Genomic DNA, 12,893 nt, shown 5'->3' with positions numbered 1-12,893 from the left:
GTATGTGGACGTTCAATCCTAGAAGTACCGGCACAAGGAAACGACGCAAAAGGCCGAGTATCTGCCTAGGGAACCTAAATCTACTTTTCGGCGCGCTCCTTCGGGAACCGCTCTTGGGCACCGAGCCTTTGCACCTTAGATACATCACCGATCGCGCTTGCACACTCAACATCACCGCAACTGGTTTAGCCAACTCTGAAGATCGACATAATCTCGTAAGCTGAGGCGCGCCTTGATCTCCTTTTGGAAAGACTTCGCATCGCGCGTGAACGATGACGTTGTCACCAAAATTCCAGCGGTCGCTTTCGTATGCTCTAACGTCCCGTAGAGGGATCTCACGAGTTGCACACCTACGGGCCTATCGGGCGCAAACTTTTTGCATTCTACTAGATACAGAAACTGACCCAGATCGTCATTTTTTGCGGCATATATATCTAGGCCACCATCCCTGGTCGCTGGTGTTAGCGTGACGGAATATCCTAGCCGCTCTAAAACATGGGCGACTAGTTCCTCGAATTGACGCGGTGACATCGAGTGCATTGACGTTGGGTCTTTCGCAGCCATTTGCAAAAGCGCTGCATCAGCAGCAAGGACATGAGCAAGGACGGCACCTTCCCGCCTTCGCGCCAATGACTTTCCGTCCGGTCCAATTAAGCCCGAGTAGAAAAAATCGGTCAGTAAATGCCGACGCTCAAAGATCATCGTCAAGCGGGCACGCAATGTATCGCCTGAAAAGCTCTTTCGAAATACCTCGCTTGTGAGGCCCATAGTAGCCTTCAAGGCCGAGGCTTTCTCTTCCCATTCGGCGAGCCAATCCTTATTTCCTTCAAAGAAGGAGTCGAGAGCGTATTGATCCAGCGCCAACCCGAAATGCCGCAGAACAGCCTCGCGAAAATGCAATCTATTGAGCGGACCGAGCTTAATGAAGTGGTCAACATTGTCGAGCTTTTCATCGTCGGTCGTCACAATCAAAAAACACGAATTAGGCAGCAATTCGCGAAGAACACTTAGGTAATAGTCCGACTCGTCAAAAAACCCGTCTATGAGGACGAGATAGCGTGCAGAAAAATTCCTCGCAACACGTTTACAGAAGCGCAAAAGATTTCCCGAGACGATGATTGGCATCGGGTCGCACTCTGGCGTGCTGATCCTAGCGAGATCTCCATCCGCTTGTCCAATTTTCACAATCGTACTGCGTTCCAGCGCACCCCGGCGCTTCATTTCATAAAACTCTCGAGTGTCCATTCCTCCGAGCCGCAGGGTGTCGGCGAAATGCCCTCTATAATCATGCGAAAATTTCTCAATGAGGCTCGTTCGTCCGTGCCCCCGTGCCCCTGTAACCGCGATAACCCGCTCGCCACGTCGGAAAAAACCAGAGGCGATGCGTTCGATTTCGTCCACACGGTTCACAAAAGTGCGCAATGGATTGACATTGTTCTCAAACACCGACGAAAAATATTCAGTCATGGTTTCGCTCGATCAATAGCGCGACGGACCGACATAGTATGCGAAATAGGCGAAGCCATTCTTAGCATCGCGCCACCGAACTAAGCAGGGGAATCAACTCGAAGGACTTCTTCGTCACACCAAAAACTTCCACACCAGGGTCACCTGCAGCCGCGTGGCGTCTAGGCCATCCAACTTCGATCCTCACGCTTATACACGGTGTCGCTCGCCGGAGGGACTCGCCGAAGGGCTGCCGTTCCAGCCCACTGCCTGTCGCCGCCCCGGGGTGCCTTAACCGGTCGCGCGACTGTATTCGGTCCCGGGGACCGCGTCGGCGCTATGCTGTCCCTCCAACGTGTACCTGGTTTTTTAGACGGCGTAGTCATCTTCGACGGCCGTTTAAGCGCTGCGAGGAGTGCTTCGCCGATACCGTCGGAACGCTTCTGCACAAACCGCAATAATATTATCGGCCGTCGGACTCTGTCTCAAGAGCACACTAGAAATCCGCATCAAATCGGATACGGAGTGCGACCTCTTGCAATGTCCAGCGGCACTCAGTCGGATGGAGTTAAGAAGTACGGGATGATTTAAGCTCCCATCTAGCAAACCTTCGAAACATACCGAAGCCGCGCGTTTAATCGCCTCACGACGCTTTCCAACCGAACGTCTCAGGCGCACCCGTTCTCTGGTCGTAGAGCTGCACTAAACCGCCATCATCCGTCACCTCGTGCAGACTAACGCCGAAGCGAAAGTTGCACGTCACTCTGTACAAATCGACATCCTTCGATTCGGCCAGCCACGCTTTCACCTCGGGTGAAAGTTCTAGCTCTCGGGCAGTGTGCGCGACCAGAAAGATGACGGTCCTAACTTCCTCGGACATTGGGTGTGAATCCCATCCGCAGCCCGTGATGCACTGTGCTCGCCCCTCAATCACCTCGTCGAGGTCAGCCACATCCAATTTGCGTGTCGGCTTGTAGATATAAGTGATCAGCAGTATCTTGCCGTCGTGCCGCGCCAACTCGGTGAAATAGTAGAAATCCCGCGGTATTTCGAGAACCTGTGCGATTTTGACGCCCGGAAACTTCTCCATAACAAGTCGATACAGCGCGAGTGGAATTACGTCGTCTGCGAGTGGACGCGCGACAACATTCATAAGGTCATGCTTACACTCAACGGTAAGTGTCTTAGATTTTGGAACCACAACAGACCACCCCTTCTGGTGGCGTTCAACGTACTGAGGCTCGATGGGTATCCAGTAGCAGATCCGGCTATCTGGATTGCAAAGGACAAGCACCACAGGCAGCGAGTGCTCTAGCCAGTAGTTCAGGTGATTAAAAGAGCCGCGATAGATGTACCCCTCGGAGGTCTCCTCGCTAAAAAAGGAATGCCCGCACTTGATCTGAACGGCGAATGTCCGCCCCCGCGACTCTCGGTTGGGATCAACGACTTCCACAAGCCCATCGATTCCTAGATCGTCCCTCGAAACATCGCGAAATAGCCAGCCAAGCGCTTCGTGCACCTGCGTTTCAACCATACGACGCCCCTTATTTCCAAGTTCAGCAGTCACCGCGTATTCAGGATACTCTTCGTCCACAGCACTCACCATTTGACCGAGGGCTATCGCGCCACCAAACCGATATTTTTACAGGTTAGTCACGATCCTTGAGCTGTCCAGCTTCTTTCCACAAAGCGCGCGACCTCCGGCACGTCTCTCGTGTTGGGAGGACGGCCCCCTTCCGCCACACTGCGCGGCAAGATGAGGTCGTCGCTGACCTCGAACGAAAATGGCGCCCCACCAGTCACTACTCAGGGAAATATGAACCCTTATATTCGACCGACTTTCTATGCGAGTTCTGCCAGCTAAAGATGCGTCGCCAATTCCAGATATCGACAAAAAGCATTCGCGAGTTGCATCTGTCGAGGCGTTCTGCATTCCACCTCGAAAAGTCGAGGAGATGCTACGATGGCGCAGATGCATTTCGCGCGCGAAGTCGCCACGTTCAGCCGGTTCGCACTATAGAGAAACTCCATTCCGCGGGGAGCGTCTAGGTAGCTGGACGTCGTCATCGAAAAGATCACGATGGGGGCTTCGCGTCCCTGGAACTTGTCCACGGTCCCGATGCGGGCGCCGGGAATGCGCTCCCGAAGCTCGAACACCTGCGCGTTGTAGGGAGCGATAATCAGGATCTCGCTCAAACCGACCGGTGCCTCGACGCCGTCGCGATCGGTCCAGGTCGTTCGGGTACCTAGAATCTCCGAGACAAGCTCGCGGATCGCGTCGGCTTCCTCCCGCGACGAACTCTGATTGCCGTCATGCGTCACCGGTAGATAGCGGAGACCGGCGCCGCAAATTCTACCACTCGACCTGATCTCCTGATTTTCCAGACCGGGATGAGGATGCAGACGGCCGTCGTAGAACATCTCGGAGTTGAACGAGCAGATTTGCGGATGCAGGCGCCAAGTCTCGGGGAGAAAGAGCCCTCGGTCGGGAGGCACGGTGGCGTGGGGACCGAGGATGTGGTCCAGAGAGGAGACGTCAGCTCCGTCGGGATGGCTCCCTTTGATCGGCTGTTCGAGTTGCCGTGGATCGCCCAATAGAACGATGCTCCGCGCGGTCTGCGAGACGGCGAGAACGTTCGCGAGCGACATCTGGGCAGCTTCGTCGATGAACAGAACGTCGACGATCCCCGTTGCGTCGGGTCGGGCCCAGAACCAGGCGGTCGCACCTCCGACCATGCAGTCGGAATTCAGCGCATCGAGAAACGCCGCGTTGTCCGTCGTGAAGCGCAGTCCCGGGAGATCGTCCTCCTTTTCGGACGGCTTCTGGATGCATTCGATCGAAAGGCTCTGTTGGCGGGCGGTGGAGACGACCTCGTCCAGAAGGTTGCGGACGACCTTATGGCTGTTCGCCGTGATCCCGACCTTCTTACCCTCGTTGGCGAGGGCACAGATCATACGAGCGCCGGTATATGTCTTTCCCGCCCCCGGGGGGCCTTGCACCGGAAAGACGCTGCTGTCGAGGTGGAGCGCTGTCCGGATCGCAGCCTCCATGGTCGTCTCACCGTCCACCTGGAATTGCTGCCCCATCAGTCGCGGAGCCGCCGCCATCAACAGATCACGGGCGGCGCGATAATCGCCTTCCCCGACCATTCCACGGTCGGCCACGTACTCGCCTATCCGCATCAGCGAGTCGGCGAGTACCTGAGTGCCGACGAAGCTGTGCGTGAAGACCGCCTCGGGATGCAACGAGGCCGTGTCTCCGCGCTTCTTGATGTCGATGGTACGATCGTCGAGCGACATCGCGACGACCCGTCCGAAATCGGCGCCGCCGACGCTGTGCAATTTGTCTTCGACGCGGATGTCGGTGTCCTGCAGCGCGAAGTGATACCGATGGATCGGGACCTTGGCAGTTCCGCCGACCTGCTGCAGGAACGTCAGTTCCGCGATCCCGTCGCGCTCGTGAAGCAGATCTTCGGCGGACAGGTCCCGCAGCCGAAAGTATTCCCACCAAACGGCCTTGTTCTCGCGCCCGTGCCAATCCAGCATGAACGCCAAAAGCCAGCGCGCTTGCTGCTCGGAGCTTCGTTCCGCGACGTCGTCCGGCACGCCCTCGGTTAGACGCCCGACGAGCGCGGCGACCTTCTTGTGCCATTCGTCGAGTTCGGCGCTGACCTCCGACGTCCCGGGCGCCGGCCGGTCGACTATTGCCCCGCCAGCGACGACCTCGGCCCGAACCGACTCGAGCCAACGTCGCAAAGCATCCGTGGAGGAGCAGTCGTCCCGGTTGTAACCCCTTATCGCTTCTTTGTCGGTTTCGGGTATGCCGGCGGCGTCCGACAACTCCAGTCGCGCCTGCGTCCGTGCCATCACCGCGCCGACGTCGTCGAGCGAAACGGTTCTGACGAAGGAATACAGAGGCTCGAGCTTCTTGATGGAGTAGCTCTCGACGCTGGCTCTGATGGCGTGGCGGACTACGGAATAGAGGTCGACGAAAGTTTCGGCGCGCAGCAGACTGTCGACCTCGTTCTCGCGCGTCGCATAGCGGCCCATAAGCCGTTTCATCGCGGCCGGTTCGTAGGGCGCGAAATGGTAGATATGCAGGTCTGGATAGGTTTTGAGGCGATCGGTCACGAAATCGACGAAACGCTCGAACGCGATCCTTTCTTCCTGTCGGTTGGAAGCCCAATCGCCGACGTACCGCGGCTGGCCGTCTTCGTCGGAGTACGTGTATCCGAAGAGGAATTCCAATCCGCCGTCACCTACGAACGGATCGCCCTCGAAGTCGAAGAATATGTCGCCTTGGGAGGGTTCGGGCAGCCGTGACAGGCCAAATCCTGCAATCGGCGGCAAGGTCTCGTAGAGCACCGCGCCGCTCTCGCGTCCTTCGACCTGTATTCGGGCCTGCTCGCGGATCTTCTCGAAACTTTTGACGTTTCCTCTCTCGGGTCTCCACTGCAGCGGCAACGGCAAGGCGGCGAGCGCAGCCATCGTCTCCACCCCATTCCTCTCCAGTTCGCCCATCTGCGATTTACTGATACCGGCGACGAGCGACATGTGATCGTCGGCCCTCCTTCGCTCGTCGCAGTGCCTCCGCCATCGGCATATCTCGCAGTGCTCGATAGGTTCGGGATAGACAGAGCCCAAGAGCGTCCCCGACACGGCTTCCTCTAAGCTGCGGCGGACATGCCGGTAGTAGGCTGCGTAATCGGCGACCCGATACGTCTCCGGCGTGAAGTTAGTGCCTGGCGTGACGACCAGCGCGGATGTCGGCTCGGCCTGTTGAATTTCGGACAAGAGGTCCGAATAGAGGGATATCTGAAGGATCGTGCTGCCCTTCGTCTGTCGCGCGAGCTTGGTGTCGATGACTTCGTACGACCAGGCGCCGAAGCGGCTCGGCGTTTCGACTCTCGTGGGGATGTCCGCACGGCCGTTCCAGCGCCCTACCTGCAACGCGCCCTGGACGATAATCGCGTCACCCCTTGCCATGGCAGCGCTAGTGGCCGCGAGCGAATTGGCGTCGACGCCGACACCTTCTACGACCGTCGCGACTCGACCGTCGGCCTTGAGATGCTCAACGAATTCACGTTCATGCAGCGAACCCCGCTCGGCCAGCACTTCGAGGATCGGATCCCAGATCTTGGGCTTGTCCAACTCGCCGTCCACGACCTTGAGGTCGAGCGACGTCAGATAGCGGCAGTTAAGGTGCCCCACCAGATCGCCGGCACTGAGATTGAGCGTTCCCGCGACTTTGTACATGTTTCCCCCGCTCGTTGGAGCGCGTCAGTGGAGTCCGTCCGCCTCGCATACGGTCCGCGCCATGCCGTTGATACCGGCTATGGCCGCGACGTTCTGTTTGGCCCACAACGCCTTGGCCAAGGGCTGCGGGACTTGCTCCCGGAACTTGCCGGCCGCCACGTTCTCGACGAACGCCGCTACCCCCATGGGGTCTACGTCCTCTGTATCTGCCAGGAGCTTCAACTTTGCTGAAGCATCGAACACGTTCGTTTCGGAAAGCGTAAGACCGAGGTCATGGACCTCTCCCGGAATGCCGACCATAGCGGCGGCGGCCCCAAAGACAGCGGTCGCCTGGGACCCCCGCCACAGAAAGACGTGAAGGTTCTTCTCCTCCTGCACACAGGTCGTCGTCTCGAGGCCGAGGGATCGGAACATCTCTCTTCCTTGTGCCAACAGCGAACGCCCCTTGTCGTCGAGATAGGGCGGCACGTCAGATGCCAGGTAGACCTGTCGCATCTCTGCCGCCAAGCGGTCGTGGAGACGCTCTCCGTTGGCCCGCTCGAACCGGGGCACCACGCCGCCCGGATGCGGCGCCACGAACAGAGTGTTCGTCTTTTCGTCGAGATCCTGCACGATCCAGCGTTGGCCGGCGAAGACGACCAAGCTGTCCTTATGGACGGGAAACGAAATCGGGAGAGTTCCGAGTGTCCGCCCTCCGACCGTTAGGCGCCATTCGTCGGGTGACTCGAACACGGCGAAGAAATTGCGCGATTGCACGATCCGCTCACCCTCCTTTCCGAGCATGATGGTGCCATCGCTTGCTTGCTCGACGAATTTGACCGCCTCCGAAGACAGATGTCGGAGCAGGTCCGCGAATTCGGCGACGGTTATCGATGCGAAGGGACCGGGGCCGCACAACAGATCGTACAGCGGTCTAGCTCTTATGCCGCCGCGTTCTGCGATAACCGACAGAATCTGGTGAATGAGCGTCGACGCCGTTTCGGGCACCTCGCCGGCCGGCTCAACGAACCTTTCCAAGAGCAACCTCACGACAGCGACCGACCGTATCGTGTTGGACCGAAGCCTATCCAAAATGCCCGAGTCCTGATCGATGTTGGGTTCGCGCACGTAGACCCGCAGGATCGACGGCGTGCCAGGCCGGCGCCCCGTGCGTCCTAGCCTCTGTTTCAGCGACGATAAGGATCTGGGCGACCCTATTTGCGCGACCGACTTCACCGATCCGATATCGATGCCGAGTTCCAAGGTCGACGTGCAGATGGCGGTCGTCGGAAGCTTCGCGTCCTTCAATCGGTCCTCGAGATCCTCGCGCAAGGTCTTCGAAAGGCTACCGTGATGGGGAAAGAATTCGTTCGGAACCTTCGCCGTTTCGCAACGCCTCCTCAATCTGTCCGCTGCAGACTCCACGGTGCGGCGCGATCCGCCGAAGACGAGATTGTTCGGCCCGCGGAGCGTGGCGAACAGATGATCTGCGATGTCGTCCAGCGCGATCCTTCTGGGCGTCTCTTCCGCACCGGAGGTACCTTCAGCATGATCGGGATCGTCGAGCTCCGGCGGCTCGACATATCCGCGTATCTGAAGCCTGAGCTCGGGCGAATCGGATTTCGCCTCGAGGATCTCGACCGAATGCGGTACCGCGGGACGTAACCAGGCTGCAGCCTGCGGAAGATCGCCGATCGTCGCGGACAGACCGACGCGCCGAGCGGCCTTTCTCGACATCGCGTCGATGCGGCGCAGCAGACTCGCCACATGAAGTCCCCGTGGCCCCTGAAGGAAGGAGTGGAGTTCGTCGATCACGATGAACGCGGCCGTCGACAGCAACCGAGCGGCGTCAGCCGGTCGGCGAGTGAACATGGCTTCGATCGACTCGGGCGTGATCAGGGCGATACCCTGCGGCTTGGCCAAGGCCCGCTTCTTATCGGCCTGCGGCGCATCCCCGTGCCATTTCACGACGGGAATGCCCATGTTGTCGCACAATTCGTCCAGGCGCTTGAACTGGTCGTTGATTAGCGCCTTCAAGGGACTGACGTAGAGCACGGAAAAGCCCGGCTCCTTGCGCTCCGCTACCTGCGTAAGGATAGGCAGGAAAGCTGCTTCCGTCTTTCCGGCCGCGGTCGTCGCCGCGATCAGGATGTCACGATCGCCGTCCAGCACCGCGTTCACGGTGCGAGCCTGGATTTCCCTCAGTTCGTCCCAACCTTGATCTCGGATCCAGCGACGGATCGTCGGATGAAGCTTGTCGTAGGCGCCTTCAAGGGTTGAGTCGGAGGCTGGTGAGCTCATCGCCGTCTCCGCTTGCATCGGCATCCGCCGAAACTTCCGGTGCGTCCGGTGCGATTGGTATGCGATCCAGAAGATCTTCCCATCGCGTGCCCGGATTCTGTTCGAGCACCGACAGCATGTGGACGAACGCCTTGACTGTCGACCGCGGGGTCCTGAAATATGCTTCTCCGATCTTTCGATCGCAGTGCTCCATGAATGCGGTCAGGGCCTCGTCGGACACTAGATATTTGGATGGGTCGCCGCTTGCGAAGACCATTCTGATGTTGCCTAAGAGCACCAGCAGATCCTCCGGTGTCAGGCTCTGGAGTCTGATGACGGGTCCCGAAAGGTCGACGAGACCGCCCTGCGCGAAGGTGTTCTCCGCCAACCGCGATTGGAGCGCTTCGTAGCTGAACAGGCCGCGGCGGGTATCGAGCAGAAATTCGGGCGTCCCGCACATGACGAATCCGATGCCGGACGTAGTGCCCTGCAGCGAGTCGTTCACGATGTCCAGGATCTGCTCGTAGTTCTGCTTTCGCGCTTGGGAATTCTGCAGCTTATAGATGTTGGCCATCTCGTCGAACATCACGACCAGACCGGCATAGCCCGCGACCCTCACGAGGCATGCCAGCGATTTCAGCGCGTCATAGACATTCTCGTCGTCGATAATCGTCCGAACTCCGAGATCCTTCTTCGCATCCGTCTTCGTCGAATATTCGCCGCGCAGTCATCGGATGGCGCATTGCTTGAGGGCATCGTTCGATTCCTCGCTACCCCGCCAGTACGCCTTAAGGACGGTCGCGAAATCGTACCCGCCGGCGAAACCGGTGATCGGCGCGAGCTTTTCATCGATGACCTTCTCGACCGGCACTCCCTTCTCGCCGCCTTCCTTTGCGGCGTCGGTTACCAGCCTTTCGATCACGCTCTGGAGCGCGCCGCCTTCGGGCTTGTTTCGCGTGGCCATGTTGTTCACGGCTTCGGAATAGAGCGCACGCGCCTGGCCGCCGCTCGCATGGATGCGCCTGTTGGGCGACAGATCGGCGTGCATCGTCACGCATTTCCGCTCGAGCGCGATGAGACGCACGATGCTCGCGAAGAAGGTCTTTCCCGCTCCGTATTCGCCGATGATGAATCTCACCGCGGTTCCAGAGTCCGCTATCCGGTCGACGTCGCGCAGCAGGGCCGCGATCTCTCCGGCACGCCCCACCTGGATGTGCGCCAGTCCCAGGCGAGGAACCACGCCCGCCGACAGCGCCTGGATGATCGTATCGCGCTCCTTGGGCCGGATAGTCTTGGCGGATTTGCTCATGCGGCCTTGTCCTTCATTTCGGCGATTTTCCCTCGAAGATGCGGCGCGACGACGACTTCATCGCCGTCATCGATCAGCGCTTCGTCGAAGCGATCGAACGACCAGTCGTTGATCCGTTCGATGGCGCCGTCCGGCAGAAGACGCATCTCCTTCGCGTGTCGGTCAAATTCGGTCCGCGTCATCGACCCGCGAAGCTCCAAGAGCTCCACCAGTTCGGTGTGCGGCCCGTCGAGTCCATCGAGAGCGGCCTGTTCGGGAGGAGCTTGTTGCGGCTGGACGACGTCCTCGGCGAAGATATCCGAAAGGAGAGCCGATACCGCCTCCGTATCCCTGCGCGTTCGGGCTAGTCGCGCAGCATCAATGGAAATTCCCCTGGCGGCAACCGCAGGAGGAATGGGCGACGGCGCTTCCTTCGGTAACGGTACCCCTACGGCGCGATCCTCGCCGCTAATGGGCACGGGATCGTCGGCCTGTCTTGCGGCGGCGCTATGGAGGCCGGTGTACACGCGCTCCTTCGGCAGCCCAAGCGACTTGTGAAGCCTTTCCAGGAATTTCACCTCGCCGGCGTCCACGTTTCCGTTTCCGCCGATCACCGCTATGGCTGCGTCCGCGATAGCCTGGCGTTCGTCTTCGGTGGTTTCGGCGAGCTTCCGCATCACTCTCGACTGCTTAGGTGGATTATTGAACGTCGTGACCGCGAAAGCGATGAGGCGCGCCTGCTCGACTCCAGACAGATCGGTGGCGGAGCGTATTCGCGCGATCGTGCGCTGGAGCTCCTCGTAGGATGCATCTCCGTCCGCCGCGGCCGCCAGCACCGCGACCTCAACTTGGGCCCTGACGGCCCTGAACGAAGCCCGAGCGGGATCGACGGGGCCGCCGTTCGCGGCCCTGAACACGAACACCTGCTCGTCGGCGCGTGGGACGCTGCTTCCGTATCGGCGGTCGGGCTCGATGGCGACTCCGATGGAATCCAGCGCGCGGCCGAGTTCGTCGGCAGACGCGGCCGAAATCTTGCCGTCCGCGGGTACTTCGATTCCTGCCATTTCCAACAGTATCTGCGCCGTGCAGCTTCCGCGTCCGTGGTCGCCCATGACGGCTTCGACCCGGTGCCGGAAATCGGCTATCGCCCCCGCGGTCGTGCTTTGTTGCAGATCGGTGGGCAGCAATTTCGCCGCTGCCATCGAGTTCCTGGCCGAAGGTTTTCGGCCGAGGAAGCGGCTGAAGGAGTCCAACTCGTCGGTGCAGTCAGTCACCAGCTTCTGCAATGCCGGCACCGGTTTCGTCACGCGGGCCACATCGACGTACTGCTCGTGCGGTCCGCTGACCGCGACGTCGAAAGCGCCGCTCGCCGCCCGGTAGCGCAGCGAGATCCGATCTTTGCCGCTCACCGGAAGGCCCGTGGGATAGATCCGGTCGAAACGCAACCGCCACAGCGCGACGAACTCGTCGAAGCAACGGACCGCCGGCGTCCTCAGATAGGTGTCGGGTATCGCAAGGACCCAGCGCAGCGCGTCTTCAGCCGACAACGCCGGTGCTTCAGCGAGGCGGCTGCCGAGGTAGAGGCGGGTCGGCAAGTCCATCTCGGGTCCGCCGCGCCGCTCCGGAGATAGCTCGCTCACCTCAAGGCGTTCGCCCTGGGCCAGTCGTGCGAAGTCAACGAAATTGCTAGCGTAGCCTTGGAACGAGTTGTTGGCGCCGTAGATCGCCAGAAGTCTCTCGACCTCTCGGACGATCAGGTCTGCATCGTCTCCTCCTTCCAGGAACAGCCGATGTTCGAGGCCATACAGGAAGATGAAGACCATCCCGATGCCGTACGACGGATCCCGCCTGCCGCCGGCCATCCAATTGAGGAAGGCACGGCGAGCGCCAGGAGAGATGTCAGCGTAGGACGGCCAGTAAGGCATCGAGCGGCCCTCGACGTCGGCCACTCCAGAGGCCGGGAGTTTCGGGTTGATGGCGTATTGGCGCGTGGCACTGTCCGCGAGCGCGAGCCAGTCCCCGTAGTAGAACATGCCGCCGGAAAGCGCGGCAGTGCCGAACTTCACGGTTTCGCCGCTCCGGATCCACCGGGCCGGAGGGGAGCGTTCGCCCCGGGTGGAGGAAGCCCCCGAAGTGCGGGTCCGCAACCCGGTGTCCAGAGGCGGTGGCCTGGGACCGGCTGGATCCGCACGTTTCGTCGACCTGAAGCGGGCAATGAGGAACGGGATGGCGATCAGTGCGCAAATCAGGACTATGACACCTATCGCCTGCGCATTCTCAACCGCAAAGCGATAGACGGCCGACACCGCGGCGGCCAAAGCGCCGAACAAAATCAATAAGATCGTTCCACTCGACGAATTGCCCCGTCGCCTAGCCATGAAAATCCGTGAGATAATACCACCGGTCCCGGCCCGTCTAATGGGGCGACATTCGCACGATGCACAACCGTAGGGAATGGGCCCGGCCTCGATATTTCGGAGGGATTTCGACGCCCGATTGAAAAGGGGTCTCGCCGGGCGGGCGAACCTCAAGCGCTGGCCGCCCCGGCGGCAACGGGGGATCGCCCCCGGCGATCACCGCTCGCAAGAGCAGGTCTCTGCTCGGTCGCTTGGCGGCCCTTCGAGAGAATGAGCGCCAAGCGGAA

General features: G+C 59.9%; 5 protein-coding genes and 1 pseudogene. All 6 read right to left on the bottom strand.

Annotated elements, in window-relative coordinates; translation table 11 throughout:
- Positions 1-171: 171 nt before the first annotated feature.
- The 6 genes and pseudogenes from QUH67_RS14730 to QUH67_RS14705 all read right to left on the bottom strand — a co-directional run bounded on the left by QUH67_RS14730 (position 172) and on the right by QUH67_RS14705 (position 12,585).
- Complete coding sequence (locus QUH67_RS14730; RefSeq protein ID WP_300947403.1) at positions 172-1,467, bottom strand: restriction endonuclease; 1,296 nt, start codon at positions 1,465-1,467, stop codon at positions 172-174.
- A 622-nt stretch (positions 1,468-2,089) separates the two neighbouring features.
- A complete protein-coding gene (locus tag QUH67_RS14725; protein ID WP_300947402.1) occupies positions 2,090-3,040 on the bottom strand; it encodes a DUF4365 domain-containing protein in 951 nt (316 codons plus the stop codon).
- A gap of 266 nt (positions 3,041-3,306) precedes the next feature.
- Positions 3,307-6,702: a TM0106 family RecB-like putative nuclease gene (locus QUH67_RS14720; RefSeq protein WP_300947401.1), complete on the bottom strand. Its 3,396-nt coding sequence runs from the start codon at positions 6,700-6,702 to the stop codon at positions 3,307-3,309.
- Positions 6,703-6,726: 24 nt separating this feature from the next.
- Complete coding sequence (locus tag QUH67_RS14715; protein WP_300947400.1) at positions 6,727-8,982, bottom strand: DEAD/DEAH box helicase; 2,256 nt, start codon at positions 8,980-8,982, stop codon at positions 6,727-6,729.
- Positions 8,951-10,270, bottom strand: a pseudogene (locus QUH67_RS14710) (ATP-binding protein). The gene QUH67_RS14715 and the pseudogene QUH67_RS14710 overlap by 32 nt, the downstream one beginning before the upstream one ends.
- Positions 10,267-12,585 (bottom strand): tellurite resistance TerB family protein, encoded by a 2,319-nt coding sequence (locus tag QUH67_RS14705; RefSeq protein ID WP_300947399.1) that lies wholly within the window; start codon positions 12,583-12,585, stop codon positions 10,267-10,269. Before QUH67_RS14705 ends, QUH67_RS14710 begins: the two are co-directional and overlap by 4 nt.
- Between the last annotated feature and the right edge of the window lie 308 nt (positions 12,586-12,893).

Source organism: Bradyrhizobium roseum (genome assembly GCF_030413175.1).
GTDB classification, from domain to species: domain Bacteria; phylum Pseudomonadota; class Alphaproteobacteria; order Rhizobiales; family Xanthobacteraceae; genus Bradyrhizobium; species Bradyrhizobium roseum.
Note: the sequence above shows the minus strand (reverse complement) of the source record. Positions and strands in the feature narration are given on the sequence as shown.